This window comes from Tautonia sociabilis (genome assembly GCF_003977685.1).
Taxonomy (GTDB): Bacteria; Planctomycetota; Planctomycetia; order Isosphaerales; family Isosphaeraceae; genus Tautonia; species Tautonia sociabilis.
In genome coordinates this window covers 11,972-38,098 of the sequence record NZ_RYZH01000050.1, presented here as the reverse complement: position 1 = coordinate 38,098, position 26,127 = coordinate 11,972, and the positions used below count along the sequence as shown (strand labels likewise).

At 70.7% G+C, this 26,127-nt stretch carries 21 protein-coding genes; 6 read left to right on the top strand and 15 right to left on the bottom strand.

Annotated features, from left to right (window positions below; translation table 11 throughout):
• Window positions 1–26 precede the first annotated feature (26 nt).
• The 3 genes from truD to TsocGM_RS20610 form a co-directional block, all read right to left on the bottom strand.
• Complete coding sequence (gene truD, locus TsocGM_RS20620; protein ID WP_233579063.1) at window positions 27–1,226, bottom strand: tRNA pseudouridine(13) synthase TruD; 1,200 nt, start codon at window positions 1,224–1,226, stop codon at window positions 27–29.
• A gap of 187 nt (window positions 1,227–1,413) precedes the next feature.
• Window positions 1,414–2,886, bottom strand: coding sequence for a DUF1501 domain-containing protein (locus TsocGM_RS20615; protein ID WP_126727354.1), 1,473 nt, complete (start codon window positions 2,884–2,886; stop codon window positions 1,414–1,416).
• Window positions 2,887–2,966: 80 nt separating this feature from the next.
• Window positions 2,967–8,111 (bottom strand): DUF1549 domain-containing protein, encoded by a 5,145-nt coding sequence (locus TsocGM_RS20610; RefSeq protein ID WP_199756849.1) that lies wholly within the window; start codon window positions 8,109–8,111, stop codon window positions 2,967–2,969.
• A 483-nt stretch (window positions 8,112–8,594) separates the two neighbouring features.
• Between TsocGM_RS20610 and TsocGM_RS20605 the strand changes: the two genes are divergently transcribed.
• On the top strand, window positions 8,595–8,930 hold the full coding sequence (locus tag TsocGM_RS20605) for a hypothetical protein (protein ID WP_126727353.1): 336 nt from the start codon (window positions 8,595–8,597) through the stop codon (window positions 8,928–8,930).
• 44 nt (window positions 8,931–8,974) lie between these two features.
• Here the strand turns inward: TsocGM_RS20605 and TsocGM_RS20600 are convergent, their stop codons facing one another.
• The 10 genes from TsocGM_RS20600 to TsocGM_RS20560 form a co-directional block, all read right to left on the bottom strand.
• Entirely contained in the window at window positions 8,975–10,216 is a 1,242-nt protein-coding gene (locus tag TsocGM_RS20600; RefSeq protein ID WP_126727352.1) for a glycosyltransferase, read from the bottom strand.
• Between the two features lie 21 nt (window positions 10,217–10,237).
• The gene (locus tag TsocGM_RS20595) at window positions 10,238–10,717 is read right to left on the bottom strand and encodes a hypothetical protein (protein ID WP_126727351.1); all 480 of its coding nucleotides are present in this window, start codon (window positions 10,715–10,717) and stop codon (window positions 10,238–10,240) included.
• Window positions 10,718–10,769: 52 nt separating this feature from the next.
• Window positions 10,770–12,017 (bottom strand): glycosyltransferase, encoded by a 1,248-nt coding sequence (locus tag TsocGM_RS20590; RefSeq protein WP_126727350.1) that lies wholly within the window; start codon window positions 12,015–12,017, stop codon window positions 10,770–10,772.
• A 6-nt stretch (window positions 12,018–12,023) separates the two neighbouring features.
• Entirely contained in the window at window positions 12,024–13,310 is a 1,287-nt protein-coding gene (locus tag TsocGM_RS20585; RefSeq protein ID WP_126727349.1) for a glycosyltransferase, read from the bottom strand.
• Window positions 13,311–13,336: 26 nt separating this feature from the next.
• On the bottom strand, window positions 13,337–15,850 hold the full coding sequence (gene lon, locus TsocGM_RS20580) for an endopeptidase La (RefSeq protein ID WP_126727348.1): 2,514 nt from the start codon (window positions 15,848–15,850) through the stop codon (window positions 13,337–13,339).
• 103 nt (window positions 15,851–15,953) lie between these two features.
• On the bottom strand, window positions 15,954–16,289 hold the full coding sequence (locus TsocGM_RS27705) for a hypothetical protein (RefSeq protein WP_126727347.1): 336 nt from the start codon (window positions 16,287–16,289) through the stop codon (window positions 15,954–15,956).
• 2 nt (window positions 16,290–16,291) lie between these two features.
• Window positions 16,292–17,068, bottom strand: coding sequence for a site-2 protease family protein (locus tag TsocGM_RS27700; RefSeq protein ID WP_126727346.1), 777 nt, complete (start codon window positions 17,066–17,068; stop codon window positions 16,292–16,294).
• Between the two features lie 63 nt (window positions 17,069–17,131).
• On the bottom strand, window positions 17,132–17,902 hold the full coding sequence (locus tag TsocGM_RS26215) for a (5-formylfuran-3-yl)methyl phosphate synthase (RefSeq protein WP_158633668.1): 771 nt from the start codon (window positions 17,900–17,902) through the stop codon (window positions 17,132–17,134).
• 8 nt (window positions 17,903–17,910) lie between these two features.
• Entirely contained in the window at window positions 17,911–18,465 is a 555-nt protein-coding gene (locus tag TsocGM_RS26210) for a DUF6580 family putative transport protein (RefSeq protein ID WP_158633667.1), read from the bottom strand.
• Between the two features lie 120 nt (window positions 18,466–18,585).
• Window positions 18,586–19,461, bottom strand: coding sequence for an exonuclease domain-containing protein (locus TsocGM_RS20560; protein ID WP_126727345.1), 876 nt, complete (start codon window positions 19,459–19,461; stop codon window positions 18,586–18,588).
• Between the two features lie 215 nt (window positions 19,462–19,676).
• On the opposite strand from TsocGM_RS20560, the gene TsocGM_RS20555 reads away from it, so the two are divergent.
• Window positions 19,677–20,246, top strand: coding sequence for a CAP domain-containing protein (locus TsocGM_RS20555; RefSeq protein WP_158633666.1), 570 nt, complete (start codon window positions 19,677–19,679; stop codon window positions 20,244–20,246).
• 203 nt (window positions 20,247–20,449) lie between these two features.
• Window positions 20,450–20,767, top strand: coding sequence for a hypothetical protein (locus TsocGM_RS20550; RefSeq protein ID WP_126727343.1), 318 nt, complete (start codon window positions 20,450–20,452; stop codon window positions 20,765–20,767).
• Window positions 20,768–20,788: 21 nt separating this feature from the next.
• Here the strand turns inward: TsocGM_RS20550 and TsocGM_RS20545 are convergent, their stop codons facing one another.
• Window positions 20,789–21,559, bottom strand: coding sequence for an SDR family NAD(P)-dependent oxidoreductase (locus tag TsocGM_RS20545; RefSeq protein WP_126727342.1), 771 nt, complete (start codon window positions 21,557–21,559; stop codon window positions 20,789–20,791).
• A gap of 804 nt (window positions 21,560–22,363) precedes the next feature.
• Here TsocGM_RS20545 and TsocGM_RS20540 point away from each other — a divergent pair.
• Window positions 22,364–22,630 carry a hypothetical protein gene (locus tag TsocGM_RS20540; RefSeq protein ID WP_126727341.1) on the top strand — a complete coding sequence of 89 codons (267 nt, stop codon included), beginning with the start codon at window positions 22,364–22,366 and terminating at the stop codon, window positions 22,628–22,630.
• 25 nt (window positions 22,631–22,655) lie between these two features.
• Here TsocGM_RS20540 and TsocGM_RS20535 read toward each other — a convergent pair whose 3' ends face one another.
• Window positions 22,656–23,381: a TPR end-of-group domain-containing protein gene (locus TsocGM_RS20535; protein ID WP_126727340.1), complete on the bottom strand. Its 726-nt coding sequence runs from the start codon at window positions 23,379–23,381 to the stop codon at window positions 22,656–22,658.
• Window positions 23,382–23,654: 273 nt separating this feature from the next.
• Between TsocGM_RS20535 and TsocGM_RS20530 the strand changes: the two genes are divergently transcribed.
• Both TsocGM_RS20530 and TsocGM_RS20525 read left to right on the top strand, forming a co-directional pair.
• On the top strand, window positions 23,655–24,479 hold the full coding sequence (locus TsocGM_RS20530) for a sugar phosphate isomerase/epimerase family protein (RefSeq protein WP_126727339.1): 825 nt from the start codon (window positions 23,655–23,657) through the stop codon (window positions 24,477–24,479).
• Entirely contained in the window at window positions 24,476–26,125 is a 1,650-nt protein-coding gene (locus tag TsocGM_RS20525) for an ABC transporter permease (RefSeq protein ID WP_126727338.1), read from the top strand. Before TsocGM_RS20530 ends, TsocGM_RS20525 begins: the two co-directional genes overlap by 4 nt.
• Window positions 26,126–26,127: the final 2 nt, after the last annotated feature.

Here is a 26,127-nt window from a genome sequence, read left to right as displayed (position 1 = left end):
CGACCGGGGTGCCGCGGAGCGGGCGATCAACGACCTTCGATCCCAACGGCGGGGCGCGACGCCGCGTCGGTCAGCCGCTTGACGATCAGGGTGGCATAGGCCCCTCGGGGCAGCTCGAACGCCAGCTCCAGCCTCTTGTGGCCCGGGTAGAGGTCGTCTGCGACAAGCTCCGATTGATCCCATCCGGAGGGCCGGAACAGGGCGGCGCGGTCCCCCTTGGACAGGAAAACGTCCTTGAGGTGCCGGACGCGGAGATCCTCCCAGGCGATCCCCAGTTCGGAGACAACCGACCGGGCTAGCTCGGAAACCTCGTCCGAGCCCAGGGGGGTCCGGGAGGCGGGCAGCGGCAGACGGGTGGAGGCGAGGCGGTCGGCCTGGTCGGGGTCGAGGCCGACGGGGATGGGCAGCTCGGCGGTGCGGAAGGCGTAGGGGATGCGCTGGTCGGGACGGGTGAGGTGTTCGATGAACCGGCCGAGGATCAGGTTCCAGAGGTGGCTCTGATAGGCGGAGAAGTAGATCGAACGGAGGTCGCGGCGGAGGCGGGCGAAGGCGCCCCGGAAGTCGGTGGGGTGGTCGTCGAGGTAGGTGATGATGCTCCGGGCATGGGAGCGGTCGAGGGCGGCCTTGGCCTCGGTCCAGCGGCCCCAGAGGTCGCGGAGGAGGGCCTTCCGCCGAGCATCGCCGGGGCGATCGGAGTCGTTCGGCTCGGCGAGGGCGAGCCAGAGGGCCCGCTCGTGGTCGCCAGCGATCCAGGCCCGGCCGATCAGGTCGCCACTCGGTCCGACGGAGCCGAAGCGCTGGTCGTCGAAGTAGTTCGGGATGCCGTCCCGAGGGATCTCACCGGCGGCCTTCAGCGCGGCGGCGGCCTCGGCGTCGGACAGGTCTCGGAGGACGATCGTGAAGCGGTTCCCCCGAAAGCCGGAGGGGGCATAGGGCTGATCGACGCGACCGACCGGCTCCAGATCCAGGTGTTCCTGGTGCAGCGAGCGTTCGGGCCCCTGGAAGATCGTGAGGTACTGGACAGTCAGCGCGTGGCGGTCCTTCAGGCCGCCGTGGCGGACGGCATCGGGGGGGAGGTCCCAGCGGCGTCGGATGGCCTCGATCGCCTCGGGGGTGCCGAGACCGCGCTTGGTCAGGCGGTAGAGGACGAACCGGCCCCGGTCGCGGGGCGCGACGGTGGGAAGCTCCTCGACCCGGAAGTCTTCGGGCCGGCACTTGATCTTCACGATGAGGCTCGGAGCGGGGCGTTCGAGGGAGAAGCGACCATTTTCCCCATCATACAGAAGATCTCGCGCGGAGTCACAAAGCCGCGGGGAGATGGGGAGACAGGAGAGGACCATCTCCCTCGTCTCCTTCTCCTCTTTCGTTGCGGCTCCGCAACGCTGCGCGAGATCGTCTCTTCGCCCCAACACCTCAGCCGAACAGTGCGGTGACGGCCTCGGCCTTGACCAGCTCTCGGGGCTGGTTGAGGTGGTTGTAGACGATGGTGTCCGGGGCGATACCGAAGCTGTGGTAGATGGTCGCCAGCAGTTGGCCGGGGTGGACGGGGTCGTCGACCGGGGCGGAGCCGGTCTTGTCGGACTGGCCGTGGAGGTGGCCGCGACGGATGCCGGCGCCGGCGATCAGGGCGGTGTAGCAGTAGGGCCAGTGGTCGCGGCCGTCGGCGCTGTTGCCGTTGCCGGAGGTGCTGACCCCCTTCTGCGGGCTGCGGCCGAATTCGCCGACGGCGACGACCAGGGTTTCCTCCAGCAGACCGCGCTCGTCCATGTCGGAGAGGAGGCCGTAGAGCCCCTGATCCAGCATGGGGGCGGACTTGTCCCGCATGCGGTTGGTCAGGTCGACGTGGTGGTCCCAGGAGTGGTTGTCGCTGTTGGCAACCTTGGGCCAGATGACCTCCACGACGCGGGTGCCGGCCTCGACCAGGCGACGGGCGAGCAGGCAGGACTGGCCGAAGGTGTTGCGGCCGTAGCGGTCGCGGAGGGCGGGCTTCTCCTGGGAGAGGTCGAAGGCCTCCCGGGCTCGGCCGGAGACGACGAGGCTCAGGGCGCGGTCGTAGTACTCGTTCAGGTTGTAGGAGGAGACGGACTCATCGAGCACGGGCATGGCGTCGTTGAGGGCGTCGCGCAGGCGGGCTCGGCGCTGGAGGCGGAGGGCGAAGACTTCCGGGCGGAGCTGGAGGTCGTCGACCTTGATCCGGCTCATCTTGTCCATGTCCATGTCGTCACCCTCGGGGTAGAGGGTGTAGGGGTCGAACGCCTTGCCGAGGAAGCCGGCGGTGCCGCCCTTCCCGACGACGTTCGACTCCTGCAACGGACGGGGGAGCATGACGAACGGCAGCATCGGCACGTTCGGCGGCTGGAGCCGGATGATGTTCGAGCCGAAGTTGGGGAAGTCTTTCGGGCTGGGGGGTTCGAGCTGGCCGGAGGGGCTGACCTTGTCGGTCGTGTAGCCGGTCATCATCTGGTAGATGGCGGCCGTGTGGTTGAACAGCCCGTTGGGCGTGTAGCTCATCGAGCGGATGAAGGTGAACTTGTCCGTGATCTCGGCGAGCTTCGGCAGCGTCTCGACGACCCGGATGCCGGGGACCTTGGTGGGGATGGAGTTGAAGGCACTGCGGACCTTCTCGGGGGCGTCATCCTTCGGGTCCCAGAGGTCCAGGTGGCTGGGGCCGCCCTGGAGGTAGACGAGGATGATGCTCTTGGCCCGTCCCCAGCCGGGGGCGCCGAGGCGGTTGCCGTCGGCCGCGGAGGCGGCCTGCATCTGGAGCATCGCGCCGAGCGACATGCCGAACAGGCCGGAGGCCCCGACGCGGAGGATGTCGCGTCGGGTGCTGCCCAGGTGACGGTCGCAGAGGTCCTTGCCGCTGGGGCCGGGAACGAACAGCATCGCGATCCCCCTTTCGTCGGGAGCCGGTGGATTCCGGTCGAGTCGAGTCGGGTCGGGTCGGTCGGTCGCCTCGAGTCCAATCAATGGTTGAACAGGAACGCCGGGCTATTGATGAGGGCCCAGGCGATGTCCTGCGCGGCGGTCAGCCGCCGGGATTCGATCTGGTTGGCGCTCATGGCCAGGTCGGCTCGGAGCCGGGCGAGGGTTGGGTCCTCGGGGATCGGTTGCTCGGCCTCGGCGAGCCGCTGGCGGAGCTGGACGAGCTTGGGATCCTCGGGCAGGGGAGTCTTCGCCGCGGCCAGAGCGGCCTGCTTCTGGCGGTAGGGCCCGTCGGTGGCCTTGAAGTAGGCGACCACCGCCGAGCGTTGCTCGTCGGTCCACTCGCTGTCGCTCGAGGAGACGATCGCGGCGAGCTCCTCGGTGAGGCTCAGCCCGACCGGCTCGGCCTGGGTCGACAGCGACAGTCGGAAGCGGCCGATCGAGTGCTCCTTGCTCTGATAGTTTTGGGTCATCTTGACCGTCAGCAGCGTGCCGCCGGGGAAGTCGAGCGGTTCGGCAAGCTGGAAGGTCGCCCAGTGAGGGACGCCGGAGGAGGGGGAGATGGCCCAGCCCTGGGCGGGGTCCTTGGTATTGCCGTCGATCGCCGCGGCGATGGGGAAGTTGTCCTGGTTAAAGTCGGCCAGAGGGTTGGTCAACGTGAGTTTGCGGACCTGGGTCGGGTCGGTCAGCGGGGCGGCGAAGACCTCGATCTCGTTGAGCACGAAGTTGCCGTCCTTCGCTCGGCCGGGGCCCCGGCTCGGGAGGTCGGGATCGGTCAGCACCTCGAGTCGGAGGGCGTGGACGCCGGTCGCCTCGGTCTCCGCGACGATCGTGTAGACGCCCTGGCCGTTCTTGTCGCCGGTGGCGACGATCGAGCGATCGTCGCGCTGCTCCAGGGTAGAGCCGTTCGAGGCGGTCAGCCGTCGGGCCTCCAGCGGCTGCCAGGGGACGAGGTGCTGGGCCTGCTCGGCGGCCCAATCGGCGATCTTCTTCGCCAGGTCGTTTTCCTCGTAGGAGGAGAGGTCGGCCTCGGCGGCGGCGATCGCCTGCTGGCGCTGCCGCTCCCGTTCGGCGAGCGTCGGCGCGATCTCGGCCTCGTAGGAGGCCAGGGCCTGCTTCGCCTGGGCGATGGCCTCCTCGCGCTCGAGCTCCCACTGGGGCATCAGCGCGGCGACCTCGGCCTCGCGCCGGGCCAGGGCGGCGACGAGGGCCTGGTGGTCGGCCTCGATCTGGTCGAAGACCTCCAGGCAGGCGTCGATCTCCTCGATACGGGCGGGGCGGTTGAGGATGCGGAGGAACAGTTGGTTGATCAGCGCGGCGTTCCCCTCCAGCTCTCGGGACAGCGCGGCGATCGCGTTGTTGGGGTCGCCGATGGCCTCGGCCACGGTGGGGCCGCTGACGAGGGCCATGATGGGGCCGAGCTGCAGGTCGTCGGAGCGCTCGCACTCGCAGGCGCTCTCGCGAGCCGGGCGGCCGAAGGTGGTGAGGAAGCCGCTGGGCAGGTCGATCCCCGAGTCGGGCAAGGCGGCGGCGCGGGTGCCGTCGGGAACGCCGGGGATCCTCGGGATCGAGCCGGCGACCTTGAAGATGGAGTCATACAGCACTTCGGCCGGCAGCCGCTTGGGCAGGGCATGGGAGTAGTTGATCGCGTCGTCGGCGTTCCACTCGTTCGTCTCGACCGAGAGCTGATACGTCCGGGAGGTGGCGATCAGCCGCATCAGGTGGCGGACGTCGAAGCCGCTGGAGACGAACTGCTCGGTCAGGTAGTCGAGCAGTTCGGGGTTGGTCGGCGGGTTGCCGGCGCGGATGTCATCGAGCGGTTCGATGAGGCCGACGCCCATCAGGTAGCCCCAGATCCGGTTGGCGTAGCTGCGGGCGAAGTACGGGTTGTCGGGAGAGGTGATCCAGGCGGCCAGTTCCACGCGGCGGGACGCCCCCTCGGGGACCTGGTACTCGGCCTCGAACGGGAATTCGGGGGGGGTGACCTCCCCGGTGCGCTCGTGGGTGATCTCCCCCTGCTCCGCGTCGGCGACGATCTCGTACAGCGGCTTGGCCCCCTCGACGGCGGTGCCGCCGATGCGGCGGTCGCCGCTCTCGGGGTCGGGCTTCAGGTCGACGCGGGCGAAGTAGGCGGCCGTCTCGTAGTACTGGTCCTGGGTCCAGCGCTCGAACGGGTGGTCGTGGCACTTGTTGCAGTTGAACCGGACGCCGAGGAACAGGTGCGTCGTGTTCTCCATCGTCTCCGCCGGGGAGCGGAGGATCTTGTAGTACGACGCCGCCGGGTTCTCCCGGTTCGAGCCGCTGGCGGTGAGCACCTTCCGGACAAACTCGTCATACGGGGTGTTCGCCGCCACCTGCTCCCGGATCCAGCCTCGGAAGGCGGTGGCTCCCTCCTGGCCCAGGAACTTGGCGTTCACCTGGAGGAGATCCGCCCACTTGTTCGTCCAGTACTCGACGAACGCATCGGAGCCGATCAGGCGGTCGACCAGCGCCTCGCGCTTGGCGCGGGTCGGCCTCGGGTCCTCGAGGAAGGCGGTGACCTCCTCGGCCGAGGGGGGAAGTCCCGTCAGGTCGAGGAACACGCGGCGGATGAATTCCGAGTCGGTGCAGAGGCCGGAGGGGAGGATCTTCATCCGCTCCCACTTGCGGGCGACGAGCCGGTCGATCGGGTTGTACATCTCGGGCTCGACCCAGGCGAAGCCCTCGCGGTCGCCCATGACGGTGAGGGTCGTGGCGGCGTAGGCCCCCTCGAAGCGGGCGAGGATCGGAGCCTCGCCGCGACGGGCGGCGGAGATGAGCCCGCGGTCGCCGGCGGCGGCAACCTCGGTGTTCCCGCTTTCGATGAAGGCGTCTCGGGTCACGTCTCGGGAGGAGCCGTCGGCGTAGGTGGCGACCACTCGCATCTGCTGCCGGGCGCCGACCCGACCGATCACCGGCTTGGCCGGCAGGACCTCAATCGAGGCCACGCGAGGGGTGTCCAGCTCGAGTCGGGCACCGGCGGCGATCCAGTCGCGGACGATCCGGTAGTACGGATCGTCGGGGCTCATCAACACGCCTCCCTCGTGCGGGACGATGCCGGCCGGCTTGAGCAGCATCAGGCTGTCATCCGGCGAGGCGAGGTTCACGCGACGGGCGGCGTGGTCGTCGGTTAGGGAGCGGATGTCGAAGATCGGGTCGTAGCCCCGAAGCGAGAGCTTGAAGCCGTTCTTGCCCGCCTGGGCGCCGTGGCAGGTGCCGGCGTTGCAGCCGAGGCGGGAGAGGACCGGGTTGACGTCCCGGACGAAGTCGACCTCGAAGGTGCCGGAGAGCCCCTGCACGACAACTGGCACGCTGGCCGACTGCCCGGCGAGGCGGATCTCCAGGAGCGCGGACCCGTCGGTTCTCGGGGTGACGAACCCGGATCGGGAAACGGCGGCCACGGGGCTGGAGAGGGAGAGCTCGGCCGTCCGGGTCAGGTCGACCACCTCTCCGCTGGCGAGCGTGCCGGAGACGACGACTTGGACGGAGTCGAACGGATTGGTCAGACGGACTTCGGCGGGGGAGACGGCCAGTTCGACGAGCTCGGCCCCCTCGGGGAGGCGGTCGGCCTCGGCGACCTCGGCCGAGGAGTCGGCCTCGACCGCCCGGGGAGTGACCGGCCGGTTGGCGTCGGCGACCTCGGCCGAGCCTTCATCGAGCGGCGCCGGGGAGAAGGTGGCGGCGATGGCCCCGGTCGTCGGGTCGATCACCCGGACGACGCCGTCTCCTCCGGAGGCCAGCAGCATCCCGTCGGGCCGGAACGCGAGGGCGTAGAGGCCGGTCTCGGGGATCGAGACACGGGCCAGCTCCTTGACCCCCTCCTTGTGGTAGGCGTCGAGCTTGGCGGCCTCCTCGGCCGACCGGGTGGTGACGACCTTCTCGTTGATCGCCTTGATCTCGTCCGGCAGGCTGGTGTCGAAGTCGTAATTGAAGACGGCGACCTCGCCGGCGTTATCGAGGCTGCTGGCCGCGGCGATCTTCGAGCCGTCGGGGCTGACGGCGACGGCGAAGATGCGGCCCTTCAGCGCGGGGAACTCCCGGATCAGGTTGCCGTCGTCGCCAATGACCCGCTTGGTCAGCCGCTCGATCCGGTAGAGCTTGGGCACGCCGTCGGCCCCGCCGACGACGATCTCGTCCCGGCTCGGGTGCCGGGCGACGGAGTGGACCCCGCCCTTGAGGGCACCAGGGGTGATCGAGGTGATGTTGTCGACGAACCGCTGGGTGTCGACCTCCACGAGCTTCACGGCCATGTCCCGCCCGACGGAAACCAGGTGCGAGCCGTCGGCCGAGAAGATGGTGTCGAGGGCCCAGTCCTCGTGAGCGAGGAGAAAGAGAACCTGCTCACCGGTTTCCACGTCGATGGCGCGGACGGTGTTGTCGGCGCAGCCGAAGGCGACCTTGGTGCCGTCGGGGGACCAGCTCGCGCCGTAGACGGTGTCGTAGGTCACGGGGACCGAGCGGAGCAGGCGGCCCGACGCGACCTCCCAGATCTGCACCTCCCCCATCCGGCCGGGGTTGCCGCCGGTGACGGCGAGCTTCGAGCCGTCGGGGCTGAAGGCGACCGACTCGATCCGCTCCGACATGCCGATGAGGCGGGCCTTGCGCTCGGAGCCGTCGGCCGAGAGGAGCAGGACCTCGTTGAAGCCGGAGACGGCGATGGTCTGTCCGTCGGGAGCGACATCGATCGAGGAGATGACCGGCGGGCGGACGTAGACGGGCGGGTTGTCCGAGCTGTAGCGGACCCCCTCCCCCTCGGGGGAGTCGTCCACAGCCCCCTCGGCGATCCAGCGTCGGATCAGCTCGATCTCGGAATCGTCCAGCGGAGGGCCGTCCTGAGGCATGAGGGCCTCGCCGTCGACCGGAGTGACCTGGTCGAGCAGGTAGCTCTCCTCCGGGTGGCCGGGGACGATGGCCGGGATCTCCGACTCTCCGCCCGCGAGCAGGCGGGCGAAGTCGGTCATGACGAACTTGCCACCGGCCTTGGCCGGCTGGTGGCAGCCCTGGCACCGGGCCATGAAGATGGGACGAATCTGCTGGTGGTAACTGACCTTCGCGTCGCCTGGGGAGCCCGACGCCTCGGGCTCGTCGGCCCCGGGGGCCGTTGCGGCAGGGATCAGGGAGAGCATGAAGGCCGAGACCGGCATCAGGTGCCCGAACCATCGTCTCATGTCGGCGGTCTCCTCAGCGGCTCGATCCGGCTCCCGGAACTCCGGAGTCCCGGGAGCGGCGACCGGCGCCTCGGCCGGCGGCGGCTCAACCGGGTTGCTTCGGCGGGATGATCCCGGGGAGGGCTCGCCCGGAGGGATTCGGCGCGCACGACCCGGGCGAAGGTTCATCTTTGGTTATACAGAGTCCCTCGCCATGGGACCAACACAATTCCGACCCGAGCTCCTCGGGATCGTGCCCCCGATCGTCGCCGAAGGCCAAGCCGGTCGAGCCGATTCCGGCGGGGGTCGTCGCGATTCGGGTGATTTCGCCGCACAACCGGCCCTCGGTGGCGAATAATCAGGAGAGAAGCACCCCCGGGAATGGGATGGACCGTGGAGGGACCTTCTTGTGATCCGCGATCGCTGCGGCCAGGAGCGGCTCGGCTGAGTGCTCGGCTCCGGGGCCGCGACCGACCGCCGCGGCCCTGCGGAAAGGAGCCCACAATGAAAAGCACAACTTTAGAAGGGAAAATCAGTTACGTTTCCTGGATCCTCGGCCAGACGTCGGCGTTGCTCGGCGTGATCCTGTCAATCCTCTGGGGATTCGAGCTGGTCTTCCTGCGGGCGCAGGCCCTGTATGCCCAGACAGTGGGGCAGGATCTGGCGACGTCCGACGGCGGGGCTCCCCCCTTCGGACCGGCCTTGCTCGGGCTGGGAATCGCTCTGGCTGGCTGGTTGGTCGCTCATCTGAAGCACTGTCGGACGCCGACCCCGGTGTTTGTCGGCGCGGCGGTCAACCTGCTGGCGCTGGTGCTGGCGATGCTCGCCTCGGCGTTTTGAGCGGGGGGGGGGAATCGAATGGGCGCGGGCCCCACCGGAATCGGTCAACCCGGTCGAGCCCCCTCAGAGGCGACTCGTTCAAAGTAGTCCCGAAGCCGAGGGATGCAGACATCAAGCGAGTACCGCTGCTCGATCCGCTCCCGGGCCGCCCGGCCGATCGGGGAGAAGGCGGCCGGATCGTCGAGCACCCGGCGAGCGAGGTCGAACTGGGCGTCAAGGTCGAACAGCGGCGCGACCAGGCCGGACGTGTCCGGCTCGATCACCTCCCGGACGGCCTCGACGTCCGAGCCAAGCACCACGGCGCCGCAGGCCATCGCGTTGAAGAGGGACCACGACGGCACAAACGGTACGGTCGGGTAGACGTGCAGGTCGCTCCGGGACAGAAGCCGGGCGATGACCTCGGGCTCGACCTGGCCGAGGAAGAGGATGCGGGACGGGTCGACCGGGGAGCGCTCGAGGGCCCAGTCTCGGAAGCTCGGGCGGCCGACGTGGAGGCGATCCCAGGCGTAGTAGCTCCACTCCGAGCCGGCGACGACGGCCAGCACATCGGGGCGGTGGCGCATCAGCCGGCGGGCGAGCTGGAGGAACAGGTCGAAGCCCCGCATCGACTCCAGCCCCCGGGAGACGTACGAGATCACCCGAGCATCCTCGGGGATCGACCGCCCGGCGATCGTCATCGGCCCCCGGGGGCGGGGACGGTACAGATCGGTGTCGATGCCGTCGAAGTGAACCTCGATCTTGGGAAGGAACCGCGAGGGGAACGATCGCCGCTGAGACTCGGTGGCGGAGTAGCCCGAGTCGCAGGCCACCAGACCGAGGAGCGTCGTCGCGTTGATCGACCGAGGGTAGAACGGAGAGAGCTCGACGGGAGGGAGGTCGACGCGGTAGGTCAGATCCCCCATCCGGGGCTGGTGGTAGTATTCGCAGTAGGAGATGGTCGGGCAGTCGATCTCGACGTCCAGGAACAGGACCGGGCCGAGGCCGCAATGGCCGACGATGAGGTCGGGCCTCAGGTCGGGCCGGCCCCGGAGGTAGTCGGCCTGGCGGCGGCAGAGCTCGACGGCGACCTCATGCGCCCGCATCCAGTGCGTCACTCCCCGACCCAGGTCGGGCCCGGGGGGCAGGCGGTGGAGGTCAACCTGCTCGAGCAGCTTCGGAGAGGGGGGAGGGCAGCTCCCCATCTCCTCGGCGAGGAAGGAGCAGCGCCAGCCAAAGCGCTCGGACAGCTCGACGGCGAGGTGGCCGAACTGCGACGGGAAGGCGCGATGGAGGAACAGGACGTGCATCGGCGGCAGGACGCTCGACGGTCAGGGGCCGGATGCGTCGTCGGCGTCGGTCGGCCGGCGACGGCGACGGGCCCGTTCCCGGTGGGTCGCCAGCTCGCGTTCGAGGGCCCGGCGACGGTCGTCGGCGAGCCTCCGGCGCTGGCGATCGGCATACCGTCGGGTCGCCCAGAGGTCGAGAACGGCCAGCAACATCACCTGGCCCAGCAGCAACAAGACCACGAGCCAGGTGGCGATGAAGGCCATCCGCTCTCCCCGGCCGGCTCGGATGTCGATGTTGCCCCCGACGCCGATGCCCAGGCCGAGCAGGGCCAGCAGAACCACTCCCCGGTAGCGTCGGCGGTCCTGGCGGGCGAAGAAGCGGCGGTCGGCCTCGTCGTCCAGCTCCCGGCGGCGGCTGGTCTCGACCCGCTGACGCCAGGTCAGCAGGAAGGCCACGCCGATGACGAAAAGGGCGAGCACGGTGCTCGCCGGGCCGATCGAGAGGTCGTCGTCGATCCCCATGCGCGTCGCCTCGATCCGAGGGGCCGTCGGGGAGTGGCGATCGGCGGCCCAATCACGAGTCGGGGGGGCGCCCGGAGGCAACCCGTTCGAAGTAGTCTCGCAGGTCGGGGACGCAGGCGTCGAGGCTGTACCGCTCCCGGATCAGGTCGGCGGCGGCCCGGCCGATCGGCTCGAACTCCGAGGGGCGGGCAAGCACCTCCAGCGCCAGCTCGGCCCAGCGGTCGGTGTCGAACAGCGGAGCGACCAGCCCGGTCCGGCCAGGATCGATCACCTCGAGCACCGGGGCGACCTCGGCGCCGATCACCACCCGAGCGCAGGCCATCGCGTTGAAGAACGACCACGACGGCACGAACGGCACCGTCGGGAACAGGTGCAGGTCGCTCCGGGAGAGCACGGCCGCCAGGGCCTCCGGCTCGATGTGGCCGAGGAAGGCGAAGCGGTCGGCCGGGGCATCGAGACGCTCCATCGCCCAGGATCGGAAGGACGAGGCCCCTCCGGTGTGGTGATTGTCCCAGCCGTAATAGGTGATCTCCGATCCCGCGCAGACGAAGACGACGTCGGATCGCTCCCGAGCGATCCGGGAGGCAACCGCGACGAACAGGTCAAAGCCCCGCATCGACTCCAGCCCTCGGGCGACGAAGGTGACGACCCGCTCCCCGGGGCCGATCCGGCGTCCGTCCGGGAGGATCAGCTCCCCGGCCGGCTGGGGGCGGTACAGCTCGGTGTCGATGCCGTCGAAGTGGACCTCGATCTTCGGGTGGTAGCGCTCAGGAAACGAGTCGCGCTGGAACCGGGTGGGGGAGTAGCCGGCGTCGGCGTTCTGGAGGGCGATCAGCGTCGGGGCGTTGATGCAGCGGGGGTAGAACGGCGCGACCTCGGCGGGAGGGAGATCGACGCGGTAGGTGAGATCCGCGAACCGGGTTGGGAAGTAATATTCGCAATAGTTGACAATCGGGGCACTGACCGCCTCCCGGAGGAAGGCGATCGGCGCCCCCTGGCCGCCGTGGGCGACGACGAGGTCGGACCGGAGGCCGAGCCGGTCGAAGGCGGAGCGGTACGAGGAACACTGCTCCAGCCAGCCGCCGAAGACCTGGGGCCAGGGGAGGCCCCCCCTGGGTCGGGGAGGATCAACCGGGACCTGGTGGATCTCCAGCGTTTCCAGCATCGACCGGCTCGGGGTCGGGCAGGCCGAGAGCGACTCGACCAAAAACCGGCAGCGCCAGCCGTACCGCCGGGCCAGCTCCAGCGCCAGCCGGCCGAACTGGGCCGGGAATGCCTGGTGGATGAACAGGACATCCATCGGCGATCACCGCCCCCCGATCGCCGGGGAGTAGGACCGCTTCGCCAGGTCGTCCAGGAGCCCGGCCAGTCGGGAGAGGCAACGATCTCGGTCGAATCGCTCTCGGGAGACGGCGGCGGCTCCCTCTCCGATCGCCTGGCGGGTGTCGGCGTCGGCGAGGAGATCGAGCGCAAGGAGAGCGGCCCGCTCCGGGTCGTCGGCGGGGGTGATCCGGCCGGTTCGGCCGTCGTCGAGCACCTCGCGCACCGGCTCGGCGTCCCAGGCCAGGACCGGGGCCCCGGCGGCCATCGCCTCGAACAGCGACCGGCTCGGCACGAAGGGCCGGGAGGGGTAGACGTGGAGGTCGGTCGTCCGGAGCAGCTCGGCGACCGTCTCGGGGGAGACGGCGCCGAGCATCCAGAGGCGAGCCGGGTCGGCGGGAGGGTCGTCCCGCAGCGCGAGGGTGCCGAAATCGGCCCCGAAGTGCTCGACGTCCAGGCCCCGGCGCACCGGGCCGCCGCCGAGGACGACGCAGATCACGTCGGCTCGTTCCCGGATCAGGCGATTGGAAAGCGAGAGGAAGCGGTCGAACCCCCGGAGGCGATCCGGCTCCGGGGCGATGAAGCTGACGACGAGGGCCCCTTCCGGCACCGATCGGCCGGCGATCGCACGCGATCGGCTCCCGGCCCGGCGAGGCTCGCCGCGGAAGCGGCGGAGGTCGACGCCGTCGTGCTGCACGAAGAAGTCGTCGCGGTACTCCGGGGGAAAGAGGCCGCGCTGCCATTCGGAGGTGGTCCAGGGGAGGACGCCGTTCTCCAGGTCGAGCAGATCCATGGCGTTGGCGGACTGCCGCCATCGGACGTAGTCGGGGGGGAGGCGGTGGGCCAGGTCGTCCGCGAGGTCGTACGAGCGGGGGAGGTAGTAATAGTCGAACAGGTTGACGATCGGGGCCCTCGGCGCGAAGGCGGGGACGAAGAGCGTGGAGCCGAGGCCGTGGGAACGGCCGAGCACGACGTCGATTGGCCCGGGTCGGCGGGCCTCGAGCACCTCCCAGGCGCCGTAGGCGTAGCAGAGGCCGCGCTCCAGGGAACGGGTCCAGGGGACCGAACGCTCCCGGGCGACGCCGCCGACCTCGAAGCGGACGACCTCCAGCCCCCGGCCGGTGGAGGGAGGCCAGTGGTCCCGCGGGCCGACGCCGTTGCAGTAGAACCAGCAGCGGTAGCCCCGGGTGCGAACGAGCCAGTCGGCCACCGCTCCCAGGCGGCCGGGGAACCTCGGCTCGACGCAGAGCAGGCAGAGGGGGTCCTGGGCCATCGGTCCGATCCCTTCCCGCCCCGGGGTCAGCGGGGAGCCCGGCCCGGGACGCCCGATCCCTTCGACTTCGAGCCGCGCGCCGCCCGGCTTGTCCCCGACTTCGACCGGGAGGCCCGGCGCCTGGGCTCCGGGAAGAGGGCGGCGACCACGTCATCGAGCGACTCGACCCCGCGGAAGGTGAGATCCTCGCGGACCTCCTCGGGCAGGTCGGTAAGATCCTTCTCGTTGTAGCGGGGGAGCAGAACCGACTTGATCCCCGCCCGACGAGCACCGAGCACCTTCTCCTTCACGCCGCCGACCGGCAGGACGCGGCCGGTGAGGGTCAGCTCGCCAGTCATCGCCAGGTCGCGGCGCACCGGCTCGTCCCGGAAGAGGCTGATCAGGGCGGAGGCGATGGCGACGCCGGCCGAGGGGCCGTCCTTGGGCACGGCGCCGGCAGGCACATGAATATGCACATCCGTCTTGGCGAACCGAGCCGGATCGATCCCGAGCTGCCGGGCGTGGGTCTTCAGGTAGCTCATGGCGGCCTGGGCGCTCTCCTTCATCGACTCGCCGAGCAAGCCGGTGAGCGTCAGCGCCCCCTTGCCGGGCATGCCGGTGGCCTCGATGAAGAGGATCTCGCCTCCGGTCGGGGTCCAGGCCAGTCCGGTGGCGACGCCGGGGACCCCGGTGCGAGCGGCGACCTCTCGGAAGTGCTTCGGCGGCCCGAGGAAGGAGGGCACGTCGTCGGCCCCGACGGCGGTGGCTCCCTTCTTCCCCTCGGCCCGCTTGCGGGCGACCTTGCGGCAGATGGCAGCCAACTCGCGCTCGAGGTTGCGCAGGCCGGCCTCCCGGGTGTAGTCGGAGATGATCCGCCGGACGGCGTCGTCGCCAATCGTCAGGTGCTTCTCGGTCAGCCCGTGGCTCTCCAACTGCTTGGGGATGAGGAACCGCTGGGCGATGAGGACCTTCTCCTCCTCGGCGTAGCCGGGCAGCTCCAGGACCTCCATGCGGTCCAGCAGCGGTTGGGGGATCGACTCCAGCATGTTCGCCGTGGCGATGAACATGATCTTGGAGAGGTCGAAGTCAATGTCGAGGTAGTTGTCGCGGAAGGTCGCGTTCTGCTCCGGGTCGAGAACCTCCAGCAGCGCGGCGGAGGGGTCGCCCCGGAAGTCGGCGCCGAGCTTGTCGACCTCGTCGAGCATGAACACAGGATTATTCGTTCCAGCCTTGCGCAGTCCCTGGATGATCCGGCCGGGCAGGGCGGCGACGTAGGTGCGGCGGTGCCCCCGGATCTCGGCCTCGTCGTGCACGCCGCCGAGGCTGATGCGGACGAACTCGCGGCCCATGGCGCGGGCGATCGAGCGGCCGAGGCTGGTTTTCCCCGTGCCGGGGGGGCCGGCGAAGCAGAGGATCGGCCCCTTCATGTCCTTCTTCAGCTTGCGGACGGCGAGGTATTCGAGGATGCGCTCCTTGATCTTCTCCAGGTCGAAGTGGTCCTCGTCGAGGATCTGGCGGGCGCGTTTGAGATCCAGGTGGTCGGTGCTCGACCGGGCCCAGGGGAGGCTGGCGAGCCAGTCGACATAGGTGCGGACGATGGAGTACTCGGCCGAGCTGGGGTGCATGCCGGCCAGGCGGTCGATCTCTCGGCGGGCCTCGGCGCGGGCCTCGGGGGGGAGCTTGGCGCGGCGGATCTTGCGTTCCAGCTCTCGGGCCTCGGCGGCCTCGGGCTCCCGCTCGCCGAGTTCTTCCTGGATGGCCTTGAGCTGCTGGCGGAGGAAGTGCTCCCGCTGGGCCCGGGTGATCTCGGAGCCGACCTGGGCCTGAATCTTGGTGGACAGCTCCATCACGTTCAGGTGCCGCGTGAGGAACTGGCCGAGGGTCATCAGCCGGGCCTTCACGTCAAGCTCGGCGAGCATCGCCTGCTTCTCCTCGACGGAGAACGGCAGGCTGGAGCCGAGCAGGTCGGCCAGGCGGGCGGGGTCTCGGGTGTTCATGGCCGCGACCTGGAGCTCCTCCGGCACGTTCTCGCTCAGCCGGTTGAACAGGCCGTTGACCAGGTGGACCAGGGCGTCGAGTTCCTCCCCCTGCTCGGCCCGCTCTCCCAGCGGCTCGACCCGACCGATCAGGTAGGGCTCCGTCTGCTCCAGACCGATCAGCCGGGCGCGGGCGATTCCCTGGCAGACGATCCGGGTAGAGCCGTCGGGGAACTTGAGCATCTTGAGGATCGAGCCCACGCAGAGGGTCGGGTACAGCTCGGCGGGACCGGGCTCGTCGAGCTCCGGGGAGCGCTGGGTGGCCAGGCCGATGATGCGGTCGCCGCCGGCGGCGTAGACCTCATCGATCAGCCTCATGCCGGCCGGCCGATTCACGACCAGCGGCACGACGGTCTGGGGAAAGACGACGTCGGCCCGCAGGGGGAGGATGGGCATCCGGCCAGGCAGGGACGGCCCGGCCTCCTCGATGGTCGGGACCGCCAGCGCGCGGCCGTCGGCCGGCGGCTCGCCGGGGGAGGGGGAGGGATCGGGACGGGGGTTCGCCTTCGACTTGCGCTTGCTCATCGTCTCGTCGCTACAGATCCCTATCGGTACGCCGAGGGGCCGGCGCGGGCTGGAAGCGATTGATTCTCGGCCAATCGGCCGGCGATTGGAAGGGCGCGGCGGCTCATCGCAGGTGATCGATCAGGAAGTTCCGGGCCCGCTGCCGGGTCCCCGGGCCAATCCCCCCGGAGAAGCGAAGCACGGGGGTCCCCCCCGGCCCGAACCGGCCGACAATCCGGCCCCGGGGAACCCCTCCCGGCTGCTCCCGGAAGAACCCTCGGATCCCCGGCACCTTCGACCGGGGAACCCGGCCCCGCACCTCGACCCGGTCTCCCGGGCCGAGCCTGATCTCGAAGTCTCCCCGCCCCAGCCCCGCCCGGCCCACCAGCCACAAGGCCGCCCCCAGCGCCAGGAGCACCGCGACGATCCCCAGCCAGATCCCCGACGGGCCCATCGCCATCGTTACCGCCCGCCCCGCCACCAGTCTCCCGGATCGTCAACGGCGCCTCGGCCGCGCTGCAACACCTGGAGCTGCTGGAAGTTGTTGAAGGCGAAGAGGCCGAAGAAGATCGCCAGGAACATGTCCTGCTCCGAGGCCGCCCACAGCGCCACCAGCCCGGCGGTGATCATCCCCACGATGTGCGTCTGCCGCATCCCCTCGAACCGGCGACGCCGGCAGAGGCGCTCGGCGAGGAACTGGCCGCCGTCCAGGAACCAGATGGGCAGCAAGTTCACCAGCGTCCAGCCGAAGTTGAAGAAGAGCATGCTCCGGTAGAAGCTGAACAGGTACTCGTTCTCGATCTTCCAGGACGCCGCGATGGAGTCCCCCGAGCCGAGGCCGAACAGCGCCAGATCGTCGGTGAGGGTCATCCCGGCGCCGGCGAAGCCGACGGCCGCCGTCACCAGCCCGAGGACCAGCCCCGCCGCCGGGCCGCCGAGGATGACCGCGGACCTGCCGGGCAGCGGCAGGCGGTTGCGGTCGCTGAAGCAGAGCCCCCCCATCCAGTAGAGCAGGACGCTCGGCCGCAGCCCCAGCCCCTTCGAGGCCAAGGCGTGCCCCATCTCGTGCCAGAGGATCGAGACGAACAGCACGGCCACCCAGACGAGGGTCCTCCCCGGGTCCGTCTGGTCGAAGCCCAGGATCACTCCCACGAGCCAGAAGGCCGGATGCACCCGGATCGGCACCCCGAGCAGAGAAAACCTCAGGTCGTACGGGGTGGTGTCGGGCTGTCCCAGCATCGTGGTCGGACTCCTCGGAACGCTCCTCGAGCCGGGGAACTCCCTGGTGCCCCCGGCCCCTCATCAGCCTATCGCGGAGGGCCCTGAGCACGCCACCGCCTCGGGACTCCGGGAGGGCCGGGACGCTCCCGGGGCGATCGAGGCCACCGCGTCGGCCAGTTCCTGGACCCGATCCGGGGAGACGCTCCCCAACCGATCTCCGCCGGCGCAGGCCGCCCCCCGAACCGCGACCACGTCGGGGCCGATCGCCGCCAGCGCCGGGACCTGCTCCGGCCGGATCCCCCCGGCGAGGGCGACGAACCGGCCGGAGTCCCGGATCGGGGAAAACCACCCGGGAGGCAATCCCAGCCGGGCCGCCGGAGCGGCCTTCTCCCAGGTGTCCAGCAACAGGCCGACGCACCCGGGAAGCGTGCTCGCCAGGTCTCGAATCTGGGCCGGAGGCGGGGAGCCGGCCCGATCGTGGTCGAGGTAGGCGACCGCCACCCAGGGCGGTCCGGGGCCGAACGCCCGACGGACCTCCTCCCAGAGCCGAGGCCACTCCCGGCCCGACATCCCGGCGAGGCCGACCTTCCGCGCCGCGATCCCCTCGAAGGCCGAGGCCGGGGGCGGATCCTGGCCGAGCCAGTCGCTCAGCTCTCCCAGGGCGACCGTCACCGGAATCTCCCGAGGGACCTCGGCTCGGACGGCGAGCCAAGTCCCGGGGTCGGCGCAGCCGAGCGGCCCCCGGGCCGGTTCCTTCACGTCGATCACCGAGGCCCCGCCGAGAACGGCTGCCCTCGCCTCCTCCGTCGACCGAACACTGACGAGCAAGGCCGGGGCCGGAAGGCCGAACACCAGGCGGCTCACTCCGCTGAGACGCCGGCCGTCGCCACCGGCCGGGAGGCGAGGACCGGCCGGAGCAGGGCGTCGAGCCCGAAGAGAGCGACGGCGCCGAGCAGGTCGGCCGCGATCGTGTTCCGGTAAAACGGCACGGCGTCGCCGAAGCAGGCGATCAGGCCGGTCGGCGTCCGGGGCTGGAGCGACATCCCCGAGGCCCAGGCGGCGAAGTTCGTGACGAAGAAGAACAGGAGCGAGCCGACCAGCGTCATCGTCACCGGCACGGCGAACCTCGACTCCCGGCAGGTCTGTCGGCCGAGCAGGACCATCGCGAGGTAGGCCCCGTAGACCGCCAGCCGGGACGGATCGAGCAGCGCCCGCTCGTACTCGGCGTAATAGTAGCGATCCAGCACGAAGTCGCTCGCCACCATGATCGCGACCGGCACGGCGAAGGCCCAACCCCGGGGGAGCCGGGCACCGGCATAGAGTGCCATCGCCCCGATCGGCACGAGGTTATGGACGTGGTCCGGATTGAGCCGGGCGGCGACGCCGAACAGGATCAGCAGTGTGGCGATGAACATGCGGTCCTCGGGCAGCGATTCGATGCGTCCCCGACCGTCGGCCGGCCGACCGGGGACCGGAAGCAGCCGTCGACCCGGGCAGGCCCGACGGGTCGGCCGAGGCGGCCTCAAGTTCCTAAGTTAGTCTCCCCGGGGAGTCGGTTCAAGCGGAGCATCCGGCCGGAGCCCCGTCGAGGGGGGGATCGAGCCTGCTCCGGAGGGGCCGAGTTCCTCGATCGATCGGACCCGATCGAGCCGAAACGCCTTCTCGAAGCCGTCTTCCAGGCACACCGCCACGAGGTAGGCGGCCCCCCCCTTGTGCGAGAACCGCCGGGGGACGATCTCCCTGGGCCCCGGTCCCCTCGACCCGCCGGCGTACCGGATCCGGAGCCGGGCCCCCCGGGCGATCGCCTCGGAGACCGCCTCCCAGCCGGAGGGGGCGGTGTCTCCCCGGCTCGGATCGAAGATCGGGTAACGAACGAGCGGGCCGCCCTGGCCTCCGATCGCCAGCCAGAGCCCCTTCACACGCAGGCAGTCGGCGATCGCCCGGTGCGCGGGGCCGGGGTCGATCCCCAGTTGCTCGCAAAGGACCTCAAGTCGGTGGCTCGGGGCCCGGGGAAACAGGCGGCGGGCCAGGGCCAGGGTGTCGGACACCTCCAACGCCGGCAGCGGCCGACCCAGTCGGGCCAGCTCCCGCCCGAGAAACGCGGCATCGAACCGGGCGTGATGCGCCAGGACCAGTCCCGGCGGGTCCTCCTCCAGCCACAGAAGGAAGTCGGGGAGAACGACCGCCGCGGGGTCGGCCCCGGCAAGCATGGCGTCGGAGATGCCGTGGATCCGCTCGGCCGAGGGGCTCATCGGCCTCCCGGGATGGACCAGCCGCTCGAACCGGCCGGATTCCACTCCGTTCGCATCGAACCGGACGGCGCCAATCTCGACGATCCGGTCCGATTCCGGGAACAGTCCCGTCGTCTCCAGATCGATCGCCACGATCGGTCCGCCCGGCCTCGCCGTCATGCTTGCCCCCTCCGCTTCGGTGGACCTCGGCACCCCGACCGATGGATCGACCGATCGATTCTACGGGGAGCCCAGGCCGCCCGCCTGCCCGTCCGAGTCCCGGGCTTGACCTGGTTTCGAGTCGAGGAGATCGTGCGCCATCGGCCGTCCCCGGGCCCTTCCCGGCGCCGCTGGATCCGAGTCCCGAGCCGATCCGACCTGGAGGACCGCTCCCGATGCGTCTCCCGGCCCGACCGACAGGACCGCCCTCTCTTGCCTGGATCGCCCTCCTCCCGGCCGCGCTGGGGTTGCTGCCGATGGCCTGCGGCGGCCTTCCGAAGCCGCCGGCCGGGACGCCCCGGGTTCCAACGGAGCGAATCGCCACCCCGATTCGGCTGGGGGGAGGGCAGACGGGGCCCGACGCGCTCGGCTCGGCCCTGCTGGAGCGGCACAACGCCATCCGAACCGCCCGGGGCCTGCCGCCGCTCTCCTGGTCGCCGACCCTGGCCGACGCCGCCCGAGAGCACTCCTCGGGCCTGGTTTCCCTGGGCCGGCTCCGCCACAAGGGGCACGACGGCTCCTCGCCGGCCGATCGCGTCGAGCGGCGGGGGTATGCGTTCCGGAGCGTTGGTGAGAACATCGCCTCCGGCCAGGAGACGGTCGAGGAGGTCATGGAGGGCTGGATGAACAGCCCGGGGCATCGGAGGAACATCCTCGGCGACTTCGAGGAGCTGGGTGCCTCCCGCCGGGAGGATGAGGGCGGCCGACCGTACTGGTGCGTCGTCTTCGCCACCCCCCTGCCCTAGCTCGACCCTGGGCGGGTCAGGGCCGAGTCGCACTCCCTCGCCCTCGCGACCGACAGGAACGGAGCATCGCTCCGATCCGGCCCGAGGAGATCGCCGATCGTCCTGGCCCGAGGCTCCCCCGAGGGGCATACTTCCCCGGGCGATGCCCGGACCGACCGTCCGGTCCATTCCGATGGTGGATCGCCCTCAGGAGGGCTGATCTCATGTCGTCGAGGACAATCGGGATGGTGCTGCTTGCGCTGGCGGCTGGTATGACGACCGGTTGCCACCGCAAGGAATTTCTCCGGAATCAGTCGATCGCGATGGATCCGTCGATCGTGGCCTCGGACCCCGCCGCGGGCGTCCCGAACCGGGTGACGTTCGTGGACCGCCACCCGATGCTCCGGAAGCCGGTGGAATACTATCAATCGACCGGCACGGGGACCGCTGGCAAGGTGGCCGCGGCCGCGCTCATCGGCGTTCCGGCCGGGATCCTCGGCGAGATGAGGCAGATCGTCGTCGGCTGCCCTCCGGGATTCTGAGCCGGCTCGGGCCGATCGCGATCAGCCCGAGAGGATCCGGGCCGCCAGTCGGTCGAAGACCGGATCCGGCAGCGCCCTCACCAGCCGGAGCAGGGCGGCCATCGGCCCGGGGAAGTCGATCCGACGACGTCCCCGGGCGATCCCGTCCAGGATGATCCGGGCGGCCCGGTCGGCGTCCATCAGCCAGGGGCGGGGGTGCGTCGCCCGATCGGTCATCGGGGTCTGCACGAATCCGGGCTGGACGATCGAGACCGAGATGCCGAGCCTCCTCAGGTCGACTCGGAGGCCTTCCAGCAGGGTCGCCAGCGCCGCCTTGCTCGCGCAGTACCCGGCCGAGCCGGGGAGCCCTCGGATCGAGGCGAGGCTGCCGATGCCGACGATCCTCCCTCGTCTCCGCTCGATCATCCCCGGCAAGACCGCCTCGATCGCGGCCGACGCCCCGATCAGGTTCACCCGGAACAGCTCGTCGACCACTCCGGCCGAGAACCCGACGGCGGGCGTGCTCCGGCCGATCCCGGCGTTGGCGATCAGCAGATCGACCGGGCCAATCTGCCGGTCCAGCAGCGCGATCGCCCTCCGGGTCGCGTCCGGATCCGCCGCGTCGGCCGCCGAGACGGCCGCCGTCCCTCCCCGGGCCCGGATCGAGGCGGCCAGAGCGTCCAGGAGGTCGGTCCTCCGGGCCGTCAGCCCGACCCGCACTCCCCGGTCCGCCAGTTGCGCCGCCATCGCGGCGCCGATCCCGCTGGAGGCCCCTGTCACGATCGCGGCCTCGGCTCCCACCGGACGGCTCACGGGGCATCCTCCCCTGGGGACGAGCCCCCGACCGCTCTCCCTCCCGACACAGCCGGGTCGACCGGAACCGACGGCCTCCCGAAGGTCCCAAGCCGCTCAACCGACCGGCTGCCCAGGGTCGATGGGAGTGTCGAGGAGAGGAGGGACGACCAGACGCCCGGGACGATCGGCCAGCGGAGGGAGGCGATGGGGATGATCGCGACGGCAACGACGCGGGGCATCGCCCTGGTCGTTTTGGCCTCGGGGCTCGCGACGGCCCAGGATGAGCGACCGATCGTCCGCATCGATCCCCCGTCGGAGGTCCGGCCGACCCCGCCTCCTCCCGCCGGGATGTCGGATCCGAGGACCGGCCCCTCACCGTACCGAGGCCTGCCGGGACTGCCCTCGGCGAGCGTCCCGCCCTCCCCGGCCCGGCGACGTCCGGCTGCCGAGCCGGCGGGCCCAGTGGGCGTCGGGAGCCTTCCGGCCCCCGCCGGGCCGCCATCGAGGACGGTGGGAGTCGCCCCCCCCCTCTCGGTTCGGCCCGCCGAGGGGACGAGGACGAGGACGGGAACGGGAACGGCTCCCCTGGTCCTCTCGCCAGCGATCAGGCCCCCGATCGGGGTGGACACGGGATCGAATGGCGACCGAGACGGCTCCAACCCGCTCCTCGCCCCGGGGCCGAGCCGAGCGACCCGCCGAAACGACCGCGATGCGTCGGAGGAGCCGAATCCGGGAGCGTTCGGACGCCCCCGGCCTCCCTTCCTCGGCGGGCTGTTCGGGAGGAGGCTGGGAACGCTCCCCAGGGACTCGGGATCGGTTCCGATGGCCGCCCCCGGGTCGGAACCGGCCGGAGCGCCTGCGATCGACCCCGAGGACCCGGAGGCGGTGGCGGCCCTGAGGAGGGCGCTGGAGCGCCGGATCGTGGCGGGCTCGGGAGACCGGCTCGCGGCGCTGGAGATTCTGATCGTTGGCCGTCGGGTCCACATCCGGGCCCAGGCGAGTCGCTTCTGGCAGCGTCGGGCGCTCCGGAGGGACCTGGAGGCGATGCCGATGCCGCCGGGGTTCCAATCGACCGTCGAGGTCCGTTGAGCGCGCTCAGGGCGGGGCCGTGGGCTCATTCGATGCCTGCCCCGGATCCGGGGTGCTCCGGTGGTGGGGAAAGCCGATCGAGCAGCTCCTGGAAATCCTCCCGATCGCGCAGCGGATCCAGTTCCGGGTCATCGAGGATGATCGGGTTGTCGAAGCCGAGCTCGAACGCCTCCCGGAGCGAGGCGACGGCCTCATCGAGTTGGCCGTCGAGGGAGCGGTTGCAGGCTTCGTTGTAGAAGGCGGTCGCGGCGACCACGAGATAACGGTCCTCGATTGGTTGTTCGGCGAGCAGTTCCCGGGCCAGTTGGGCGGCCTCGTTGAGGGGTCGCTTGCTCTCGTCCCGGAGCCTGTGATTGAGGGCGAGGTCGGTCCCCTTGTCCTCCAGGGCGACCATCAACTCCAGGCGGGCGTCCCGGTTCTCCGGCTCCTTCTCGAGGGCGGCCCTGAGGATCCGGATGCGCTCGTCGGCCTCGAAGGTCAGCCGGGAGCGGTCGACCAGCTCGGCGGCGGTCATCTCCTTCAGTTCCTCGTCGGAGATCGGCCGGCCACGCTCCCGAGGAGCCGTCACGAACGGAGGCTTCCCCGGAACGCGGAGCTTCGCCGAGTCCGGGTCGAGCGTTCCTTCCGGCTTGGCCTCCTCGACCTCGGGCGGGGGAGCCTCCTCGATCAGCCACCCACAGCCGACGACGAGTTGGAGGGCCCCGGCCTGAAGGACCGTCGCCAGGAGTTGGGGGACGCGAGGCATCCTCATCGAAGAAATCCTTCAGCGATCGGGTCGCGCGGAGAGGTCGCCCCGTCCAGGGGGTCTGGAGAGGGGGACGATCCTCGGTTGTATCCGGCGGGCCGAGCCCGATGCAACCTCATCACTTCCCTGGCGATGCGGGGCGGCGAGGGCTGGATTCCCCCGCCCCTCGGGGGCACCATGAACGGAGGAGGCGGGGCCAGTCCCCGGGATCGACTCCCGCCGATTCGATCTCCCGCCGCCGGCGATCATCCGTCAGTCTTCCGCGACGAGGATGGACCTATGGACCTCGGTCTGATCAACTCCGCCTGGGCCCAGGCGGGCCGGGAGACCTCCTTCGGCATCCAGAAGACCAAGGAGATCGGCTTCGACACCATCGACATCTTCGCCGATCCCCTCGACATCGACGTCCGCGAGCGCAAACTCATCAAAGATGCCTGCGACACGCTCGAACTGCCGATCGTCAGCATCCCCTGCGTGGCGGTCGGCCTGATCGACTTCAACCCGAGCGTCCAGCGCTTCCACCTCGACCGCTGCCGCAAGTACCTCGACATGGCCTACGAGTTCGAGGCGAGGAACCTGCTGCTGGTGCTGGGGGAGTACATCTGGCAGAAGCAGGTCATCCCCCCCGAGGAGCAGTGGGCGGCCGCCGTGCGGAACGTCCGGGCGTTGGGGGAATACGCCGAGGACCTTGACCTGGAAATCGCCCTGGAGCTGGAGCCGTTCGAGCTGTCGCTGATCCGGGACGTGGACGGCATGGCCCGGTTCCTCGACGAGGTCGACCACCCGAACGTGAAGGCGAACCTGGACATCTCCCACCTGGTGCTCTCCGGAGAGCCTCCCGAGTCGATCGTCCGGCTCTCAGGCCGGGTCGCTCACATGCACATTTCCGATTGCGACGGCAGGGTCCACGGCGACCTCCCTCCTGGCCGGGGAGTGGTCGACTTCCCCGGCTACCTGAGGGCGATCAAGGCGTTGAACATCCCCGACGCGACCATCTCCGTCGAGTTGGAGTATTCGCCCGAGCCCGAGAAGATCGTCGACTGGGTTCGCGAGGCCTTCGAGTCGACCAGCCGACTGATGCGAGAGGCGGGGCTCCGGGCGTGAGCGGCGACCGCCTGGCGCCGGCGGCGGGCCGGATGGCGGCGGCCCTTGGCCTGGTGGCGGTGCTGGGCTGGCCCATCGCGGCGACGGCCTGGCAGGCGGTCCGGGGAGCTGGGGCGCCGTCGGGCTCGTTCGCCTTGATCGACGCCGGGGCCTTCGGCCGGGAGGCGTCGCTCGTCGCCGGCCCGGCGGTCGAGACGCTCCGGGTGTCGGGGGCCGCCGTGCTCGGGGCGCTGGCGATCGGACTGCCGATGGCCGTGCTCCTCTCGCGCACCGACCTGCCCGGCCGGCGGCTCCTGCGGGCCGCGATGGCGCTGGCGGTCTTCGTCCCGATGCCGATTCTCGTCGCCGGCTGGCTCGGCGGCTTCGGCGGCGCCGGCTACGGGCAGCTCTTCGGCCGGGAGCCGCTCCTGAAGGGCTGGCCAGGGGCCGCGTTCGTGCACGCGGTGGCGGGGGTGCCGTGGGTGGCGTTGCTCTCGGGGATCGGCCTGCGGGCCGTCCCGCCGGAGCTGGAGGAATCGGCCCTGCTCGACCTGCCGGCCTGGCGCGTGCTCCTCGGGGTGAGCCTCCGGGGGGCGGCCGGGGCGATCGTCGGCTCGGCGGTGCTGGTGGCCGCGCTGACGGCAGGGGACATGACCGTCACCGACCTGCTCCTCGTCCGCACCTTCGCCGAGGAGGCGTACGTGCAGTACGGGCTCGGGAGGCCGCCGGCGGCGGTGGCCCTGGTGGCGATCCCCCCGGCCCTGACGATCGGCCTGTCGCTGCTGGTCGCCGGGCGGCTGGTGCTGCGGGTCGACCCGGCCCGGATCGCCTCGGCCTCGGCGGCCTCCCGGGAGTGGCGGTTGGGGGCGTGGCGATGGCCGATCGGGCTGCTCGCGTGGCTGGTCTCGGCCGCCCTGTTTGTGCCTCCGGTGCTGGCGATGGCCTGGAGAGCCGGCCGGGTGGGGGGCGATGCCGCGGCGGGAGTCTCGCCGTCGTGGTCGCCGGGGGGGCTGGGAGCCTCCCTCTCGTATGCGGCTGCCGAGGTGCGGGGGCCGCTGCTGGAGACGGCGGCCGTCGCGGCTGTGGGCGCCTCGCTGAGCGTGCTCCTCGCCTGGGGGCTCGCCTGGCTCTGCCGGCGCCCGGGCCCCTGGCGGTGGGCGACCTTGCTCTCGGCCAGCCTGCTGCTGGCGCTGCCGGGGCCGGTGGCGGGCATGGCGTTGCTCCAGGCGTATCTGCCCGTGGCGCCGGTGTCCGACTCGCTGGCGATCGTCGCCCTCGGGTACGTGATGCGGACCCTCCCCTTCGCCCTGCTCGTCCTCTGGCCGGCGGTGCGGGGAATCCCGGCGGCGCTGCTGGAGTCGGCCGAGGTGGACGGCCACGGGCCAACCGGTCGGATCGCTCGGGTGGCCCTGCCGATGACCGCCGGGCCGGTCGGGGCGAGCTGGCTCGTCGGCTTCGTGCTGGCGACCGGAGAGCTGCCGATCACCAACCTCGTCTCCCCCGCCGGGACCGATCCCCTGACCAAGTTCCTCTGGGGCCAGATGCACTTCGGGGTCGATAGCCGGATCTCGGCCGTCGGCCTGGTGCTGCTGGCGGCCTTCGCCGGGGCCGGAGCACTGGCGGTGGGAGCCTGCCGATGGGCCTACCGGGGGAGTCGCTCCGGTTGACC